This window comes from Luteimonas sp. RC10 (assembly GCF_014192745.1).
GTDB lineage: Bacteria > Pseudomonadota > Gammaproteobacteria > Xanthomonadales > Xanthomonadaceae > Luteimonas.
Genome location: NZ_JACHYJ010000001.1, coordinates 295,401 through 314,469 on the forward strand (window position 1 = coordinate 295,401; position 19,069 = coordinate 314,469).

The 19,069-nt window shown below is 71.2% G+C and carries 12 protein-coding genes; 3 read left to right on the forward strand and 9 right to left on the reverse strand.

Annotated features, from left to right (window positions below; translation table 11 throughout):
* The first annotated feature begins 1 nt into the window (after window position 1).
* Both FHW73_RS01265 and FHW73_RS01270 read left to right on the forward strand, forming a co-directional pair.
* Window positions 2-1,843: a M56 family metallopeptidase gene (locus FHW73_RS01265; RefSeq protein WP_183424893.1), complete on the forward strand. Its 1,842-nt coding sequence runs from the start codon at window positions 2-4 to the stop codon at window positions 1,841-1,843.
* A 230-nt stretch (window positions 1,844-2,073) separates the two neighbouring features.
* Window positions 2,074-2,604 carry a hypothetical protein gene (locus FHW73_RS01270; RefSeq protein WP_183424894.1) on the forward strand — a complete coding sequence of 177 codons (531 nt, stop codon included), beginning with the start codon at window positions 2,074-2,076 and terminating at the stop codon, window positions 2,602-2,604.
* A 21-nt stretch (window positions 2,605-2,625) separates the two neighbouring features.
* Here the strand turns inward: FHW73_RS01270 and FHW73_RS01275 are convergent, their stop codons facing one another.
* From FHW73_RS01275 to FHW73_RS01310, 8 genes are all read right to left on the reverse strand, one after another.
* Window positions 2,626-3,690: a hypothetical protein gene (locus tag FHW73_RS01275; protein WP_183424895.1), complete on the reverse strand. Its 1,065-nt coding sequence runs from the start codon at window positions 3,688-3,690 to the stop codon at window positions 2,626-2,628.
* A gap of 643 nt (window positions 3,691-4,333) precedes the next feature.
* A complete protein-coding gene (ggt, locus tag FHW73_RS01280) occupies window positions 4,334-6,034 on the reverse strand; it encodes a gamma-glutamyltransferase (RefSeq protein ID WP_183424896.1) in 1,701 nt (566 codons plus the stop codon).
* A gap of 161 nt (window positions 6,035-6,195) precedes the next feature.
* Window positions 6,196-9,567 carry a S41 family peptidase gene (locus FHW73_RS01285; protein WP_183424897.1) on the reverse strand — a complete coding sequence of 1,124 codons (3,372 nt, stop codon included), beginning with the start codon at window positions 9,565-9,567 and terminating at the stop codon, window positions 6,196-6,198.
* Between the two features lie 310 nt (window positions 9,568-9,877).
* Complete coding sequence (gene mmsB, locus FHW73_RS01290; RefSeq protein WP_183424898.1) at window positions 9,878-10,765, reverse strand: 3-hydroxyisobutyrate dehydrogenase; 888 nt, start codon at window positions 10,763-10,765, stop codon at window positions 9,878-9,880.
* A gap of 52 nt (window positions 10,766-10,817) precedes the next feature.
* A complete protein-coding gene (locus tag FHW73_RS01295; protein ID WP_183424899.1) occupies window positions 10,818-11,978 on the reverse strand; it encodes an enoyl-CoA hydratase/isomerase family protein in 1,161 nt (386 codons plus the stop codon).
* The gene (locus FHW73_RS01300) at window positions 11,975-12,784 is read right to left on the reverse strand and encodes an enoyl-CoA hydratase (protein WP_183424900.1); all 810 of its coding nucleotides are present in this window, start codon (window positions 12,782-12,784) and stop codon (window positions 11,975-11,977) included. The genes FHW73_RS01295 and FHW73_RS01300 overlap by 4 nt, the downstream gene beginning before the upstream one ends.
* Window positions 12,781-13,968, reverse strand: coding sequence for an acyl-CoA dehydrogenase family protein (locus FHW73_RS01305; protein WP_183424901.1), 1,188 nt, complete (start codon window positions 13,966-13,968; stop codon window positions 12,781-12,783). Before FHW73_RS01305 ends, FHW73_RS01300 begins: the two co-directional genes overlap by 4 nt.
* A gap of 1 nt (window position 13,969) precedes the next feature.
* Window positions 13,970-15,478, reverse strand: a complete 1,509-nt coding sequence (locus FHW73_RS01310) for a CoA-acylating methylmalonate-semialdehyde dehydrogenase (RefSeq protein WP_183424902.1) — start codon at window positions 15,476-15,478, stop codon at window positions 13,970-13,972.
* A gap of 120 nt (window positions 15,479-15,598) precedes the next feature.
* On the opposite strand from FHW73_RS01310, the gene FHW73_RS01315 reads away from it, so the two are divergent.
* Window positions 15,599-16,954 (forward strand): short-chain fatty acyl-CoA regulator family protein, encoded by a 1,356-nt coding sequence (locus FHW73_RS01315; protein ID WP_183424903.1) that lies wholly within the window; start codon window positions 15,599-15,601, stop codon window positions 16,952-16,954.
* A 141-nt stretch (window positions 16,955-17,095) separates the two neighbouring features.
* Here FHW73_RS01315 and FHW73_RS01320 read toward each other — a convergent pair whose 3' ends face one another.
* Window positions 17,096-19,039 carry a prolyl oligopeptidase family serine peptidase gene (locus tag FHW73_RS01320; protein ID WP_183424904.1) on the reverse strand — a complete coding sequence of 648 codons (1,944 nt, stop codon included), beginning with the start codon at window positions 19,037-19,039 and terminating at the stop codon, window positions 17,096-17,098.
* Window positions 19,040-19,069: the final 30 nt, after the last annotated feature.

Here is a 19,069-nt window from a genome sequence, read left to right on the forward strand (position 1 = left end):
CATGGACACCACGATCGCGATGCTGCTCGAGCGCCTGACCACGACCAGCCTGCATACCTTGGTGCTCGCCACCGTGGTCTGGGGCCTGTGCCGCTGGCTGCCGCGGCTGCCCGCCGCCAGCCAATGCTGGCTGTGGTGGCTGGTGGGCCTGCAGGCCGTGCTGGGCCTGGCCGTCGGCCCGATGGAACTGGCGTGGCTGCCCGCGGCCGTCCCACCGCCGCCGATGCCGGCACTGGCGCTGCCGGCCAGCGACGTCGCCATCGTCGCCGTGCAGGCGCCGCAGGTCGCCGCACCGCTGTGGCCGATCGCGATCGCAGCCCTGTGGGCCGCCGGTGTCCTGGTGATGACCATCGGCACGCTGCGCGGCTGGCGCGACGCCCGCACTCTGGTCCGCAACGCGCGACCCTGCACCGATGCCTCGCTGACCCAGGCGCTGGCGCTGGCCTGCGAGGCCCACGGCCTGCGCCACACCCCGACACTGCGAATCTCCCCCCGCATTGCATCGCCGCAACTGGTCGGTGCCCTGCGCCCGACCCTGCTGCTGCCCGAGCGCACCGCGCTCGACAGCGACGAGCTGGACATGGCGCTGACCCACGAACTGGTCCATCTGCGCCGTGGCGACCTGTGGCTGGGCTGGGTCCCGACGCTGGCGCGTCACCTGCTGTTCTTCCATCCCCTGGTGCATCTGGCCGTGCGCGAGTACGGCATCGCCCGCGAGGCCGCCTGCGACGCCGCGGTGGTCGCCGGCGACCATCGCTGCCGGCACGGCTACGGCCGCCTGCTGGTGCGCCTGGGCGTCACACCTGGCCGGCCCGCCTGCCTGGCCAGTGCATCGCCCACCTTCCTGAGCCTCAAGCGGAGACTGACCATGCTGCAGACCACGCATTCCTCCTCGCGCCTGGGCGCATCGCTGCTGCTGCTCGGGGTCGCCGTCGCCGGCGTGCTGCCGCTACGGTTGGTCGCAGCGCCCGCCGCCTCCGCCGTGCCCCCGGTGCCGGCCGCAGCCGCGACCCCCAACCGCCCGGTGCTGCCGGTGGCGCCGGCAGCGCCTGCACGCCCGGCAGTCACCGCAGCGGTGGCCGCCGCGCTCAGCGCGGAAGAGGTCGCCGAGATCGCTGCCGCCGCGGCGCAAGAGGCCGAGGCCGCAATCAGGTCGGTCGACATCGCCGCGATCACGGCCGCCGCGACGTCCGAAGCCCTGGCCGCCGCCGCACCCGCGATCGCCTCGTCGGTCGCCTCGGCGACGACGGTCGGCAACCGCCAGATCCAGATCTCCGGCCGCACGTCCCAGGCCTATGTGCGGAGCCGCGGCGGCGCCGATTTCGCCATGAGTGGGTCGACGGAGGATTTCGAAGAGGCCAAGCGCCAGACCGGCAGCGGCGATGCGCTGTGGCTGCGACGCGGCAACGACCGCTATCTGATCCGCGACCCCGCCACCCTGCGCCGCTTCGACACGCTGTTCGAACCCGTCGCCCGCCTCGGCCGCGAGCAGGGCGAGCTGGGCAAGCAGCAAGGTCGGCTGGGCGGGGAGCAAGGCCGGCTCGGCGCCGAGCAGGGCGTTCTGGGCCAGCGGCAGGCCCGCCTGGCCACCGCCGCCGCGCAGCGCGCACTGGCCGGCGACGGCGACGTGCCGGCCAGCGAACAGCGCGACCTCGACGAGATCGCCGCCCGCCAGCGCGAGCTCGGCGACCGTCAACGTGCGCTGGGCCAGCAGCAGGCCGAACTGGGCCGCCAACAGGGCGCGCTCGGGGAGCGCCAGGCCGAGGCCAGCCGCCAGGTCGAAGCGGCGCTGCCGCGCCTGCTCGACGACGCACTGGCCGCCGGCAAGGCGCAGCGGCTGTAACGGTCCGTCCCTGGCGAGAGAGAAACCGCCCGCTTGCGGAAGGCCAGCATCCTCTGGCCTCCACGCCCCCACCCAACCCGCCCTCGCAAGCGAGGGAGGGCCTTGCGCAGCGGCCGGCTGGGAGCAACAGCGTGTCCACGACGCACGCAGTGTCGGCCCCTCACTGACGACGTACGATGCCGCGACCCGGCAGATGGGCCGGCGACGAGGCACTGTGCGCCAGGAGTGGGATGACACGGACGAGCAAACTCGCATTCGGCGCGGCCGGGATCGCACTGCTGCTGGCCAGCGGCTGCACGCACCGCAGTCACCATGTCGATCGACAGCTGCTGCTGCCGCTGGGCGCGGCCACCTACACGACGACGTCGACACAGCGGTTCCTGATGGCGACGGCGCTCGACGATCCGATGCCGGCATTTCCGACCGATGGCCTCGCCGAACCCCCGCTACGGCTGTGCGCGTCGTTCACCGTCGATGTCGACGGCGCGGTGCGCGATATCGTCATCGAGCCGGCCCTGGCAGGCTGCGATCGCGGCGACACGCCCGGTATCGCGCCGTTCGCTCACGCGGTGGACGCCGCATTGACGCGTTGGTCGTTCATTGCGGCGGCGATCTGTACCTTTCCAGACGCGGCGGCCGCCGACGGCGATCCGGACTGTCGCGGCGACGACGCGGTCGCCGTCGCCGTGCCGGTGCGTCTGACCTACGCGTTCGTGTTCGACGCACACACCGTGCGCGGGCGTGCGATCAGACGCGACTGACCACGCACGCAACGCGACGGATCAGCGCATCGGTTGCCAGTCCGCCGGCGGCGTCACCGGCACGCCCGCCTCCTGCAGCACGCGCTCGACCAGCGCGACCTCGCTGCGGATCGACGGGTCGGCGAGCAGACGCACGAGTTGCGCGGCGCCGTCGCGCGGCTGCGACCCGGCGATGCGCCCCCATTCGAGCATCTGCCAGTCGAGCGTGCGCTGGCGCGACTGCGCATCGCGCCGCTCGGCCGCGGTCGATGCGGTGCGCGCCAGCAGTTCGAGACCGAGCATGCGGCCAAGCTGCGTATCGGCGGTGTCGGCCATCAGCGTGCCGATATGGCGGCAATCGCGCAGACGGGCGGCATCGCCGCGCAGCGCATCCGGCGTGCAAGCCTGCAGCATCGGCGCCAGGCCCGGCGGCGGGAACGCGGCCCACAGCGTCATCGCAATCGTCGCCGCGTGCTCATCGGCGATGTAGTCACCCGCATCGGCGAGGGCCGCACGTTCGGTCGCGGTCGGCGGGTGGCGCAGCAGCGCAGCCTGGATCCAGCGGACCTGCTCGAGCATGCCCAGGTCGAAGCGGCGCGCAGCGCGCGCATCGGCCAGCAGCGTGTCGATACGGCCGCCCCGATACAGCAGCGGTGCAAGGTTCTCCGGGTCGGCGCCGAGCCAGCGCTGCGCCGCGCGCAGGCGAAGCGGGGCGTCGCCGCCGGCCATCAGCAGCGCATTGGCGAGCGCATCGTCACCGGCCTTGTCCGCCGCGCTGCGCCGCCAGGCGTCGGCTTGCGCGTCGGCCGGCGCCGCCGACGACGGTGCGTCGTCATCGCGCGGTGTATGGCCGGCCATCGTGGTCGCCGAGCGCAGCATCGCCGCCAGAGCGAGATCGCGCGGCTGCCCGCGTTCGGCAACCGCGGCGGCGCTGCGCTGCAGCCAGTCGGTCCAGGCGCGCTGTTCGGCCTGCGAGGGCGCCTCGGCCTGCGGCGCCTCGTCGAAGCGCGTGTACGGCGCCTGGGCTTGGGCGGCGGGAATCGCGAACGTCGCGATCAGGACGGCGAGCAGCATGGGGCGCATCGGGGACTTCCGGATGTCGGTCATCGGGGCAGGATACGCGGTGTTCCCTTGCCCCCGCCTCGCGGGGACATTGCGCCCCTCATGGGTGAAAAGCGGGATGGGCGCACGTTCCCGCCGTGAAACCGCCCCCACCCGACGCGCTGCGCGCGTCGACCTCGCCCCGCACGCGGGGGAGGTGCGCGATCTTCGGGCGAGTGATGGATTGCAGTGCTGTACTTACGACGCGGCACACTCCCTTCGGCCGCGGCCGCGCTGCGCTCCCTCCCCCGCACACGGGGCATTGCGCCCTTCACGGGTGGAGGGCTGGGGTGGGGGCCATCGGCCGAGGGCACGTTTGTTTGGATGTCGGTAAAGCCCCAGCCCCCACCCGCCGCGCTGCGCGCGTCGACCTCGCCCCGCAAGCGGGGGAGGTGTGGAGATCTGCGGGCGAGTGATGGATTGCAGCGCGGTGTGCCTGCCACTGCGCATTGCGCCTTCAGCCGCGCAGTGCTGCGCTCCCTCCCCCGCACGCGGGGCATTGCGCCCTTCACGGGTGGAGGGCTGGGGTGGGGGCGATCGGCGGAGAGGCACCTCGTTCGGAAATCGGAACAGCCCCAGCCCCCACCCGCCGCGCTGCGCGCGGCGACCTCGCCCCGCACGCGGGGGAGGTATGGGCGTCGACCGCCGCTCAGTAACCGGCGGCCTGGCCGTCCTTGCGCGATTCGCTGGCGCCGATCCAGCCGCCGTGCGGGTTTTTCATGATCGCCTGGTAGCCGCCGTAGGGGCCGTGCGAGAAGCGCACCGAATGGCCCTTCATCATCAGCGCGCGCACGGTCTCGTACGAGAAGCCGCTTTCCAGATCGAGTTCGCCGCCGTCGGTCATCGCGGTGTTCTGGCCGGTCGGCTCGGTCGAGCCATCGTGCTGGATCCGCGGCGCATCGCCGGCTTCCTGCAGGTTCATGCCGAAGTCGATCATGTTGATCAGGATCTGCACATGGCCTTGCGGTTGCATCGCGCCGCCCATCACGCCGAAGCTCAGCCACGGCTCGCCGTCGCGGGTCGCGAATGCGGGAATGATCGTGTGGAATGGCCGCTTGCCCGGCGCGTAGCCGTTGGGGTGGTCGGCCTTGAGCACGAACTGCTCGCCGCGGTCCTGCAGGATGAAGCCCAGCCCCGGCGGCGCCATGCCGCTGCCCATGCCGCGGTAGTTGGACTGGATCAGCGAGACCATCATGCCGTCGGCATCGGCCGTGGTCAGGTAGATCGTGTCGCCTTCGTCGAGCTGCGCCGGCGTGCCCGGCTGCACCTCGCGCAGCGCGCGGTCCATCGAGATCAGCTGCCCGCGCTCGCGCGCGTAGTCCTTGGAGATCAGCCGCGCGACCGGCGCAGGGTGGAAGGCCGGGTCGGCGTACCAGCGCGCGCGGTCGGCGAAGGCCAGCTTCTTGGCCTCGGTGAACAGGTGCACGTGCTCGGGACTGCCGAAGCCGTAGGACGCCAGGTCGTAGGGCTCGAGCAGGTTGAGGATCTGCAGCGCGGCGATGCCCTGCCCGCTGGGCGGCAGTTCCCAGACATCGACGCCGCGATAGTTCGTCGACACCGGCTCGACCCAGGTGCCGGTGTGCGCGGCCAGGTCCTCGTACGAGAGGAAGCCGTCATTGGCGGCGAAGTAGTCGCCGATCGTGCGCGCGATCTGGCCCTTGTAGAACGCATCGCGGCCGCCTTCGGCGATCGCCTGCAAGGTGTTGGCGAGGTTCGGATTGCGCCAGGTCTCGCCCTTGCGCGGCGCGCGGCCGTCAATCGTGAACTGCTCGGTGAAGCCCGGCCATTGCGACAGCCGCGGCACCGACCGGTCCCAGTAGTAGGCGATGACCTCATGCACGGGGTGACCCTCGCGTGCGTAGCGGATCGCCGGCGCGAGATTGTCGGCCATCGCGCGCCGGCCGAAGCGACCATGCAGCGCGAACCAGCCGTCGACCGCACCGGGCACGGTGACCGGCAACGGGCCGTGCGAGGGGATGTCGGTCAGCCCGCGGCGTGCGAACTCGGCCAGGGTCAGCGACTGCGGCGAACGGCCGGAGCCGTCGTATCCGTACAGGCGCCGTGTCTTCGGGTCCCAGACGATCGCAAACAGGTCGCCGCCGATACCGTTGCCGGTCGGCTCCATCAACCCGAGCGCGGCGTTGGCGGCGATCGCGGCATCGACCGCCGAACCGCCGGCGCGCATCGTGTCGAGTGCGATCTGGGTCGCCAGCGGGTGCGAGGTCGCAGCCATCGCGTGCGGTGCGAGCACTTCGCTGCGGGTCGCGAACGCACGGCCGGTGATGCGGTCGGCGGCGGCGGCGGGCAGCGCGATGGCCAGGGCGGCGCAGGCGGCCAGGACGAGGCGCATGGCGGGTCTCCTTCGGGTGATCGGCGACAGTAACGTATCGCGGCGGCCGCGCGCGCCGCCGTGCATCGCAGTCCTCGGCATTGCCTGGACTGCACAGGGTGCGGCTGCGCTGCGCGCGTGCGTCGAGCGCGACAGGCCCTGCGTCGGAAGACGCGGAGCCGTTACGGCGTGGACATCTCCGCGCCCGGCGCAGCATCGACGGCGGGCGGCTGCCCGTCGTCGAAGCGGCCACGGATCGGGAACGGCTGCGGTTGCGGCCGCGGCACCGGCGCGTCCTCCAGCCGGCGCAGCAGTTCGCTGATGCCACGGTCGAGCTGCGCATCCTCACCGCGCCACGCTGCGTGTGGCAGGTTGTCGACCGCGATGTCCGGTTCGACGCCGCGCCCCTCGATCAGCCAACGCCCGTCGCGGTCGAACTGCGCGTTCTGCGCCGCGCGCATCACCCCGCGGTCGACCAGCCGATTGCTGTCGCTCAGCCACACCCCGGCACCGGCCGTGCGCTGCCCGATCACCGGGCCCAGCCCCAGCGCCTGCACGCCGGCGGAGAAGGTCTCGCCGTCGGAATAGGTCAGCGCATCGCTCAGCACCACCAGGTGGCCGCGGAAGCTCTGCTGCATGTTCCAGTACGGCGCCGAGCCCGGCGGCGCCCAGAACGCCCAGGCGCGGCGCAACAGCGTGCCCAGCACCCAGCTGTCGATGTTGCCGCCGCGGTTGCGGCGCACGTCGATGACCAGACCTTCGCGGTCGACGTTGGCGTAGAACTCGCGCGCGAACGCGGCGATGTCGTTGGCGCCCATCGCGTACAGATGCAGGTAGCCGATGCGGCCGTCGGTCGCCTGCTCGACATGCTCGCGGCGCGATTGCACCCAGTCGTCGTAGCGCAGCTGGGCATCGCGCTCCATCGTCACCGGCACCGCGACGGTGCTGCGCGCAGCGCCGTCGCGGCGATAGTCGAGGCGCACCTGCTGACCGGCCTGGTGCTCGAGGCGCAAGGCGACATCGGCCGGCGTGCGCACCGGCTGGCCGTTGATCGCGGTGATCACGTCGCCCACGCGCAGCCCGGTGCCGGGCTGCGCCAGCGGCGCGCGCGCATCGGGCAGTTCCGGATCGCTGCGATAGACATGGCGCAGGCGCACGCCGTCGGCGTGGGCCTCGTACACGCCGCCGAGCGAGGCCGGCACCGGACGCTCAGGGTCCTGGCGGTACTCGCCGCCGCGCACCTGCGAATGCAGCACGCCCAGCTCGGCCACCATCTGCCGCAGCAGGTCGTCGAGTTCGGTGCGCTCGCCCACGCGCGGCAGCAATGGGCGGTACTTGTTGCCGATCGCCACCCAGTCCTGGCCGCGCAGGCCGGGGTCGAACAGGTAGTCGCGTTGCATGCGCCAGGCATCGTCGAACATCTGCGCCCATTCGCGCGTCGGCTCCACCGCCAGGCGCCAGTCGCCGATCCGGACCTGGTAGGGCTCGAGGTCATCGGGCAGCTTGTCGGCGACCGGGACCAGGTACATCGCGCCCGGGCCATCGCGCTCGGCGGTGCGGTAGAACAGCGTCTTGGCATCGGCGGACAGGCCGAACTCGGCGACATGCTCGGCGAAGGTCTCGATGTGCGCGCGCTCGGCGCGATAGGCGAGGCTGCGCAACACAGGCGTGGCGTCGGCCTGCGAGGGCTGATCGAGCACGAACAGCTGCTTGTGACCGGCAGCCAGCGCGCGATAGTTGCCGGCCTCGACCGGCACCTCGTACAGCCGCGACGACAGCCCGGCGGTGACGATCCGCGGCAACGCGCCGGCCGCGGCCTCTTTCGCGTCCTCGGCCTTCTCGGCCTCGCGCTCGGGGGTGTCGGCATCGATGGCCGGATCGACCGCGCGCAGTTCGGTCGGCGGCTGGAACGCGAACCGGTTGCCCGGCTGCAGCGCCAGCGCATAGAGACGGGTGCGCCGGTCGAACATCGGCCCCATGTTGCGGTCGCCCCAGGGCGCGCCCGGGGTCGCCCGGAATTCGCGTTCGGACAGGAAGTACAGCCAACGGCCATCGGCGGTGAACGCAGGCGAATGGCTGTTGTAGCGGTCGCTGGTCAGCACATGGCGCTGGCCGTCGGCGACGGTGTAGAGCACGATCTGCTCGCGCTGATAGCTGGTATCGGGTCGCACCACGGCCAGCGCGCGGCTGTCGGGCGCCCACACGACGCCCTCGTACGCACGCACCGGGCTCTGGTCGATGCGGCGGTTCTGTCCGCTGCGCAGGTCCAGCAGCCACAGCGCGCCGCTGAAATCGCTGTGCGCCAGCCAGCGGCCATCGGGCGACGGCGCCAGGTCGAAGCGCTGGGTCCGGCCGTCGTGCGTCAGGGCCTCACCGGGGCCGCTGCCATCGGCGGGAAAGCGCCAGATCTCGTGCTCGCCAGTGGCATCGCCGATGGCGTAGAGCCAGCGCCCGTCGGGGCTGAGGACGGCATTGCGCGCACGGCTGCCGTCCGGCAACGCCGGCTCGATCCGCCGCAGTGCGCCGGTGCCGGCCAGTGCGACGCGCCCGCGTGCGGTCAGCGCCACACGACTGCCATCGGCCGAGACGCGCGCACTGTCGAGAAAGGCCAGCGGCCGGTCCAGCCAGCGCGTGCGTCGCGACGCGGTGTCGGTCGCCAGTGTCAGCGCGAGCACGCGATCGTCGCCGCTGGCGATGTCGTAGCGGGCGATGTCGGCGCCGCGCTGGTAGACGATGCGCCCATCGCGCAGCTGCGCACCGCGCACCTCGAAATCGCGATGCGCCGTGAGTTGGCGCGGATCGCCGCCATCGGCATCGAAGGACCACAGATTGGGCACGCCGTCGGCATCGCTGGTGACGTACAGCCGGCCCTGCCACCACATCGGCCGCGCCAGCGTGCCGACGTGATCGGCGGCCAGGCGTACGGCTTCGGCAGCGCCGGGATCGAAACGCCACAGCTGCCCGCGTGCGCCACCGCGGTACTCGCGGGCGTTGTCCTGGGTCACGGCCAGGCCGAAGCGGATGAAGTACAGCCGCCCCTGGTCGTCGTACGTCGCCTCGCGCGCATCGGCCAGCGGCAGTTCGCGCCGGGCCAGCGTGTCGGGGTGCACCGCATGTAGGGTCCACGACCAGGTCGGCCCCACCCGTTGGTCGGTGGCGTAGAGCACCTCGCCCTGCGGCGTCCAGCCCTGCACCAGCACGCGCCCGCCCTCGAAGCTCAGGCGCTTGGGCACGCCACCGACCAGCGGCATCACATAGGCCTCGGTGGCGCCGTCGTAATCGGCCGCATAGGCCAGCCGGGTGCCGTCGGCGGAGATCGACGGCTGCGTTTCGTTGGCCGGATGGCTGGTCAAGCGCCGGGCCTGGCCACCGTCGATGCCCGACAGCCACAGATCGCCTTCGGAGGCGAACACCAGATGCGCACCGTGCAGGGCGGGATCGCGGTAATAGCCAGTCACCGCCGACGCCGGCCCGCACAGCAGCAGGCCGAGCAAGGGCAGCAGGCACCAGGATCGCAGGCGCAGGGCCCGCGCGCGCAGCGACGGTGAAGTCATCAGAAGTCCCCAGACAGACGCGTCGCCACACGGGCGACCCAGTCCGCGAGCTTAAGCAGCGGGCGACGATCGCGCAGGCGCCGGAAGTCATGCGCAGGTCTGCGCCCATGTGCCCGCCGTCGCATTCTTCGGCAGACATGCGGGGATCGCCGCGCATCCCCCAGCTCGACAGACACGGCGCGCCCGACGCCGGGAGAGCGGACGCAAGGCAGCCCGACGCAACGGCAGCCGCGCCCCTCGATGCCCCCGAGCGCCGCGCGTGACGGTCCCGCACGGACACCCGCCCGGCGATACCGGGCGGGTGTCCAGATCAGCGCCGCTGCAGCAGCGTCACCACGCTCGAGAAATCCAGCCCGCCGTTACCGGCCTGGCTGTTCATCGCGTACAGGTTGCGCGCCAGCTCGCCCAGCGGCACCGCCGCGCCCGTGCCCATCGCAGCCTCCGCGGCCAGCCCCAGATCCTTGAGCATCAGGTCGTTGCCGAAGCCGCCGGTGTAGCCGCGCGATGCCGGTGCGTTCTCGAGCACGCCGGGCCACGGATTGCAGACCTCGGTCGCCCAGCTGCGGCTGGTGCTGACCGCCATCATCTGCGACAGCACCTTCGGGTCCAGGCCATGCGCGGCACCGAGCGCGATCGCCTCGCCGGTCGCGGCCATGATCACGCCCAGCGCCATGTTGTTGCACAGCTTGGCGACCTGGCCGGCACCGGCCTCGCCCATGTGGAAGATGTTCTTGCCCATCGCCTCGAGCACGGGGCGGGCACGCTCAAGCGCGTCCGCACTGCCGCCGACGATGAAGGTCAGCGTGCCGGCCTGGGCGCCGGCGGTGCCGCCGGAGACCGGCGCGTCGATCATCTGCAGACCGCGTGCCTGGGCCGCGGCGGCGACCTTCTGCGCCGAAGCCGGCGCGATCGTGCTGCAGTCGATCACCAGCGCACCTGCGGGCAGCGTTGCCATCAGGCCGTCGTCGCCCAGGTACAGGCCTTCGACGTGGCGGCTGGCCGGCAACATCGAGATCACGACCTCCGCCTCGACCACCGCATCGGCGGCGCTGGCGGCGGCGGTCGCGCCGGCCTGCACGACCGGGGCGATCGCGTCGGTATTGAGGTCGAAGGCGCGCACGGCGTGGCCGGCCTTGGCGAGGTTGGCGGCCATCGGCCCGCCCATATTGCCCAGTCCGATGAAAGCGATGCGAGTCATGTGGTTCTCCAGGTGATACGGATGGGGCGTGCGGTCTTCGACGGCCGACACATCACGCGGCGCGCGGCGCGGCCAGGTCGGCCAGCGGATGCGCGCCGCCCGGCCAGTCGGGTGCGACGAGGAAGGTCTGCGCCCAGGCCGGTGTCGCGGCGGCCAGTGTCGCCGGTTCCCAACGCGGGTTGCGGTCCTTGTCGATCAGCAGCGCACGGATGCCTTCGGCGAAGTCGCCATGCGCGGCGCAATGCAGCGCGGCGACGTACTCCATGCGGAACACCTCGGCCAGCGACAGCTCGGCGGCGCGACGCTGCAGTTCGAAGCCCAGTCGTGCCGATCCGGGCGCGCCTGCGGCGAGCGTCTTCTGCGCCGCGGTGAGCCAGGCGTCGTCGCCAGCCTCGAGTGCGGCGATCGCCTCGACGATGTCCTCCAGCCGCGCGTGGGCGCAGACCGCCGCCACGGTCTGCGCGTGCCGCTGCAGCGGGCCGGCCTCGACCGGGGCGACGAAGCGCTGCAGCAGCGCATCCAGCCGCGCGTGGTTGTCGCGATCGTCGCGCGCCCAGATCTCGGCGGCGATGGCGTCGTACACCGCCTCGCGATCGGCCTCGGCCAGATGCACGTCGGCCAACTGCGCGTGGATCGCATCGCTCGGCCCCAGCAGTGCGCCGGTCAGCGCGAGGAACACGCCGGCGCGGTCGGGCACACGGGCCAGCAGCCAGCTGCCGCCCACGTCCGGGAACAGGCCCACGGTGATTTCCGGGAACGCCAGCTTTGAACGCTCGGTCACCACGCGGTGGCTGGCGCCGGCCATCAGCCCGATGCCGCCGCCCATGACGATGCCGTGGCCCCAGACCAGCACCGGCTTGGGATAGGTATGGATGCGGTGATCGAGGCGGTACTCGACCTCGAAGAACTCGGCGGCGTAGGCGTTGTCGCGCACGTCGGTGGCGCCCGCTGCGCGATAGGCGGTCATGCTCTCGTACAGCGCATGCAGGTCGCCGCCGGCGCAGAACGCTTTTTCGCCGGCGCCCTGCAGCACGACCAGGGCGATCGCCTCGTCCTTCGCCCAGGCCACCAGTTGCGCATCGAGCAGCCGCGCCATCTCCAGCGACAGGCCATTGAGGGTCTTGGGCCGGTTGAGCGTGGCGATGCCCACGCGGCGGCCGCCAGCGGCGGCGCGCTCTTCGAACAGCACCGCAGCGGGATCGGCCGCGCTCATGCGTTGGTCCACACGGGACTGCGCTTTTCCAGGAATGCGGCGACGCCTTCCTTCTGGTCGGCGGTGTCGAACAGGTCGACGAACAGCTCACGCTCGGCGATCAGGCCGGCGACCGCCGGCTGGCTGCGCGTGGTCTGCACCAGCCGCTTGCACGCCGCGACGCTGGTCGGCGATTGCTTGGCGGCCTTGGCCGCCCAGTCCAGCGCGCGCGCCTTCGCTTCGCCGCGCTCCACGACCTCCTCGACCACACCGATGCGCAGCGCGGTCGCCGCGTCGATGCGCTCGCCAAGCAGGATCATGCGCTTGGCCCAACCCTCGCCGGCCAGGCGGGTGAGGTTCTGCGTGCCGCCCGCGCACGGCAACAGACCCACCGTCGCTTCGGGCAGCGCGAGCTGCGCGTGCGCCTCGGCGATGCGCAGGTCGCAGGCCAGCGCGCACTCGAGCCCGCCGCCCATCGCATAGCCGTTGATCGCGGCGATCGATACGCCGCGGAACGCGCTCAACGCCTCGAAGGCCTCGCCGAAGCGACGCGCGGCCTCGCGCGCAGCGGCCTTGTCGCCCGACGCGAACTGCTTGAGATCGGCGCCGGCCGAGAAGAACTTCTCGCCCTCGCCGGTGATCACCAGCGCATAGATGTCGCGGTCGCCATCGAGCGCGGCGACCAGGTCGCGCAGTGCCGCCAGGCTGTGCACGGTCCAGGTGTTGGCGGGCGGATTGCGCAGCGTGACGATCGCGGTATGGCCGTCGATCGTAAGCCCCAGCCCGGTCCAGTCGCGCGTGCGGTAGTCGTGGGCGGTTTGGCTCATCGCAGGTCCTCCTCGGTGTTGAGCAGATGGCGCGCGACGATCACGCGCATGATCTCGTTGGTGCCTTCCAGGATCTGGTGCACGCGGCTGTCGCGCAACAGGCGCTCGACCGGATACTCGCGGATGTAGCCGTAGCCACCGTGCAACTGCAGCGCATCGTTGCACACGGCAAAGCCGGCATCGGTCGCGAAGCGCTTGGCCATCGCGCACCACACCGTGGCATCGCCGCTGCCGGCATCGAGCTTGCGCGCGGCGGTGTGCACCATCTGCCGTGCGGCGACGAGCTGCGTGGCCATGTCGGCGAGCTTGAACTGCAACGCCTGGAACTCGCCGATCGCCTTGCCGAACTGCTTGCGCTCGCGCAGGTAACCGCGCGCAGCGTCGAGCGCGCCCTGGGCGGCGCCCAGCGAGCAGGCGGCGATGTTGATGCGGCCGCCGTCGAGGCCCTTCATCGCGATCTTGAAGCCTTCGCCCTCCGCGCCGAGCAGATGATCGGCCGGCACGCGCACGCCGGTGAAGCTGATCGTGCGGGTGGGCTGGCTGTTCCAGCCCATCTTCTCTTCCTTCTTGCCGTACTCGATGCCCGGCAGGTCGGCCGGCACTGCGAACGCGCTGATCCCGCGCGCGCCCTCGCCGCCGGTGCGGGCCATGACGATCAGCATGTCGGTGGCACCGGCGCCGGAGATGAAGGCCTTGCTGCCGTCGATGACGTAGTCGTCGCCGTCACGTACCGCACGGGTCTTGAGCGAAGCGGCATCGGAGCCGGCGCCGGGCTCGGTCAGGCAGTAGGAACCGAGCTTGTCGCCGCTGGCCATCGCCGCGGCCCACTGCTCACGCACGCGCGAGCCGGCCCAGGACGCGAGCATCCAGGTCGCCATGTTGTGGATGCTGATGTAGGCCGCGGTCGAGGGATCGGCCGCTGCCAGTTCCTCGAAGATCAGCGCTGCGTCCAGCCGCGACAGCCCGATGCCGCCGGCGTCCTCGGGCGTGTAGATGCCGCAGAAGCCGAGCGCACCGGCGCCGGCGATCACCTCGCGCGGGAAGATGCCCTCCGCATCCCAGTGCGCGGCCTGCGGCGCGAGTTGCGCGGCGGCGAAATCGCGCGCGGCCTCGCGGAACGCGGTCTGCTCTTCGGTCAGGCCGAAATCGGCAGCAGTGGCGGTCGTGGCGTCGATCGTGCTCATGTCACTTCAGGCTGATCGTGGTGTTGACGCCGTGGCCCAGCGTCTCGTCGTCGAACCAGCGCGCGGTCACCGTCTTGGTCTGGGTGTAGAACGTCACCACCTGCTTGCCATAGGGGCCGAGGTCGCCGAGCTTGGACGCGCGCGAGCCGGTGAACGAGAACAGCGGCACCGGCACCGGGATCGGCACATTGATGCCGACCTGGCCGACATCGATCTCCTCCTGGAACTTGCGCGCGGCCGCGCCCGACTGGGTGAACACCGCGACGCCGTTGCCATTCGGGTTGGCGTTGACGATCGCGATCGCCTCGTCGAGCGATTCGGCCGACAGGATCACCAGCACCGGCCCGAAGATCTCTTCGTCGTAGATGCGCATGCCCGGCTTGACCCCGGAGAAGATCGTCGGACCGACGAAGTTGCCCTTGGCGTAGTCGCCGCCCAGCTGGGGATTGCGGCCGTCGAGCTCCAGCGTCGCGCCCTCCTCGATGCCCGAGGCGATCAACGCTTCGATCCGCTCACGTGCCGCACATGAGATCACCGGTCCGACATCGGTGCCGGCCTCGGTGCCGCCGCCGACCTTCAGTGTCCTGGCCTTGGCGACCAGGTCGGGAATCCAGGCCTGCGCCTCGCCGACCAGCACCGCGGTGCTGGCGGCCATGCAGCGTTGGCCGGCCGCGCCGAACGCGGCGCCGGCCATCGCGTTGAGGGTCTGCTCCTTGTTGGCGTCGGGCAGCAGGATCGCGTGGTTCTTCGCGCCCATCATGCATTGCACGCGCTTGCCGGCGAGCGAGGCGCGGTTGTAGACGTGGGTGCCGACCTTGGTCGAGCCGACGAACGAGACCGCCTTGATGTCGGCGTGGTCGCAGATCGCGTTGACCACGTCCGGGCCGCCGTGCACGACATTGAGCACGCCCTTGGGAATGCCGGCCTCAAGCGCCAGCTCGACCAGACGCATCGTCACCAGCGGGTCCTGCTCGGACGGCTTGAGCACGAAGGTGTTGCCGGTCGCGATCGCCATCGGGAACATCCACAGCGGAATCATCGCGGGGAAGTTGAACGGTGTGATGCCGGCGCACACGCCCAGCGGCTGCAGCAGCGTGTAGGTGTCCACGCCGTTGGCGACATTGTTGGCCAGTTCGCCCAGCTGCAGGTTGCCGATCGCCGCGGCGTGCTCGACCACCTCCAGGCCGCGGAACACATCGCCCTCGGCATCGGGCAGGGTCTTTCCCTGCTCGCTGGTCAGGATCGCGGCCAGCTCGCTCATGTGCTCGCGGATCAGCTGCTGGTACTTGAGGAAGATCCGCGCACGCGTGCCGATCGGGGTCTTGCGCCAGGTCTTGAACGCCCTCTGCGCAGCGGCAACGGCCGCGTCGACTTCCGCTGCGGTCGCGAACGGCACGCGCGCCAGCACCGCCTGCGTGGCCGGGTTGACCACATCGCGCCATTCGCGGGTCTGGGACTGGACGAACTCGCCGTCGATCAGCAGCGGGACGGAGTGCGGGGCATTCGACATGGGGCAGGCCTGCGGGGCGGGACGGGATTCGCATTATTCGCAGGATCGGCACGGCCGACGCCTGTTCACGCCCGCGTATCGTGCGAACATCGCCGACATTCCTGCGAAGATTGCGAACTCATGGCCCGTCCCAAGCGCTTCGTCGGCGCCCGGCTGCGCCGCCTACGCCAGCAACACGGCCTGGCCCAGGCCGCGCTGGCCCAGGCGCTGGCGCTGTCGCCGAGCTATCTCAACCAGATCGAGCGCGACCAGCGCCCACTGACGCCGGCGGTGCAGGCGCGGCTCGAGGCGCTGCTCGGCCCGCAGCCGACCCTGTTCGACGACGCCGGCCCGGCTGCGCTGGTCGGCGAACTGCGCGAGGCATTGGCCGAACTCGGCGAGACCGCCGCCACGCCCGAGGAGTTGGAGACGCTGGCCGGCGACCTGCCCGGCATCGCCCGCGTGCTGCTGGACCTGCACCGACGCCAGCGCGCGATCCGCGAACGCGCCGACGTGCTCGCCGCGCAACTGGGCGAGGTCGAGCTCGCCGGGCCCGACGGCGACCCGGTGCGCGACTACTTCAACCGCCGCCGCAACCACGTTGCCGAACTCGACGACATCGCCGAGGCGGCGTTCGGCGCGCACGGGCTCGTCGCCGGCCAGGTCGCCCCGCGGCTGCGCCAGCGGCTGCGCGAGGCCCACGGCATCACCGTGGCGCTGGGCGACGGCCTCGACGACAAGCGCCGCTTCGACCCCGGCACCCGCACGCTGTGGCTGTCCGACTGGCTGCAGCCCGGCCAGCAGGCGTTCCAGATGGCGGCCGAACTCGCGCTGCGCGAACACGGCGCGCTGATCGACGCCCTGGTCGCCCAGGCCGGCTTTGCCGACCTCGAACGCGCCGCACAGGCGCGCATCGGCCTGTCGAACTACTACGCCGGCGCGCTGGTGATGCCCTACGGCGCCTTCCTCGATGCCGCCCAGGCCGAGCGCTACGACATCGATCGCCTCGCCCACCGCTTCGGTGTCGGCTTCGAAGCCGTCTGCCATCGCCTGAGCACGCTCGCCCGCCCAGGCCGGCCGGGCCTGCCGTTCTTCTTCGTGCGCGTCGACCGCGCCGGCAACATCTCCAAGCGCCACTCGGCGACCGACTTCCACTTCTCCCACGTCGGCGGCGCCTGCCCGCTGTGGATCGTCTACGAGGCCTTCAACCAGCCCGGCCGCATCCTGACCCAGGTTGCGCGCATGCCCGACGGCCGCCGCCACTTCTGGCTGGCCCGCCAGGTCGAGAGCGGCCCGACCGGCTACGGCCGCCAGCGCAAGACCTTCGCGGTGAGCCTGGGCTGCGACCTGCGCCACGCCGACCGCCTGACCTACTCGCGCGGCCTCGACCTCGACGACCTCGCCACCGCCACCCCGATCGGCCCGGGCTGCAAGGTCTGCGAACGCACCGACTGCGTCCAGCGCGCCTTCCCGCCCCTCCGCCTCCCCCCGCTCTAGAACACCGGGGTCGATCCGGGGGCGTCGGCGCGTGCTCGCATGCTGGCGATGGCGTGCGAACGACGATGCCCGTACGACGGGAGCGACGCCATCGGGGCGTCGCTCCCGTCGTGTGGGGACATTGCACTCTGCCCCCGGTTTTCAGTCGTCGAGCAGGGTGTCCTGCCAGAAGGTGACGCCGGCCCAGAAAATGTAGTCGCGGTTCTCGCGCTTGTGGAAGCCGTGGCCTTCGTTGCGCGCGAGGACATGCCAGGCGCGGCCGCCGTTGGCGCGCACGGCGGCGACGATCTGTTCGGCTTCCGACGGCGGCACGCGCGGGTCGTTGCCGCCGGTGGCGACCATCAGCGGCACGCGGATGCGGTCGACATTGCGCAGCGGCGAGATCTCGGCGAGCTTGGCGCGCTGCTCGGGGATGCGCTCGTCGCCGTACTCGACCCGCCGCAGGTCCTGGCGATAGGACTGGGTGTTCTCCAGGAACGTCACGAAGTCGGAGATCGCCACCGCGCAGCTGGCCGCGCGCAGGCGGTCGCTGTAGTGCACCGCCGAGGCGTAGCACATGTAGCCGCCGTAGGAGAATCCGTAGACCGCGAACCGCGCCGGGTCGAGCGCCGCGTCCTGCTCCAGCGCATCGAGGAACGCGCCGATGTCGCGCACCGAGTCCTCACGCTTCCACGGCCCGTTGTCGAGGTCGAGGAACCGGCGCCCATAGCCCGACGAGCCACGCACATTGGGCAGGAAGATCGCGATACCCAGCTCATTGACCAGGTAGTTGTCGGTGCCCAGGAACCCCGGCCGGCTCTGGCCTTCGGGGCCGCCGTGGATGTCGATGATCAACGGCCGCTTGCCGGGGAACTTCGCCGGGTCCGGACGATACAGAAAGCCCGACATCGCCTCGCCATCGAAGCTGCGGATTTCGACCCGTTCCGGCGCCCGGTTGCGCGCCAGATCCAGCCCGCCCGCCTCGCTGCGGGTCCAGCGACGGACCGCGAGCGTGTCGGGATCGATCGAGAACGCATCGCCGGGCACATCGAAGGCCGACAGGCTCAGACCGATCTCGCCCCAGGGCGCGATCTGCAGCAGGTGGCCGAAGCTCCAGTGCAGCACGCCGTCAGGCAGGCCGTCGACATTGCGGACCTGTCCGCTGGCCGGATCGAGCACGCGCAGCCGCGACACGCCGGCATCGTTGATCGCATAGACGACGAAGCGCTCGTCGTCGGCGACCGCGTAATCGGTCACATCCCATGGCGTTTCGGGGCTCAATGCCGTGAACGCGCCGCTGCGACGATCGAGCTTGCCCAGACGCACCACGTCCGCATCGCGGTTCGACAGTGTCCAGATGCTGCCGTCGGCCGCGTAGCGTGCGTCGGCGTACGAGGCAGCCTGCGCCGGGTCGGTCAGCGAGGTCATGCGGCCACTGCGCAGGTCGATCTCGGCAATCACCGCCTGGTTGATCGACAAGCGATTGATCGCCAGCGCGCGACGGCCATCGGCGGAGAAGTCGCTGATGTTCCAGCCGCCACCGATGACCGTCGCCACCCGACGGTCGGTCGCCGGGTCGCGCGGATCGATCACGTACAGATCGGCATCGGTGCCGTTGCGACGCGTCGACGAATAGCCCACCCAGCGCCCATCGCGGCTCCAGGCGCCGAACGCATTGCGGCTCTTGCCGTCGGTCAGCAGCGTCAGCCGGCCTTCGTCGAGCCGGTAGAGCTGGAAGAACTCATCGCCGCCGACGTCCTTCTGTACCACCAGCGCCGGCGCACCGGCCGGTGCATGGGTAGCGAACGGGGTCGGCTCGGCCTCGAAGCTGATCTGCCGACGCGCGCCGTCGGGCCGGGCGACCTCGAACAGCTGATCGGTGCTGCCGAAGCGGGTCTTGATGAGCATCGAACGATCGGCGGTGTTCCAGCCCAGGAACTGCGCGCTGCGGAACTCCAGGTAGGGACGCGTCCGCGTTGCGGTGTCGTCGGGAATCTCGGGAACGCCATCGGCCAGCACCGCCGGCGGCACGGCGACGGTCGCGGATGCGACCGTCGCTGCCACCAGCAATGTGAGACCGAAGAGCGCCTGGTGTGCGGTCTTCATGGAGGTCATACCTTCGTGTCGGGGAGCTGC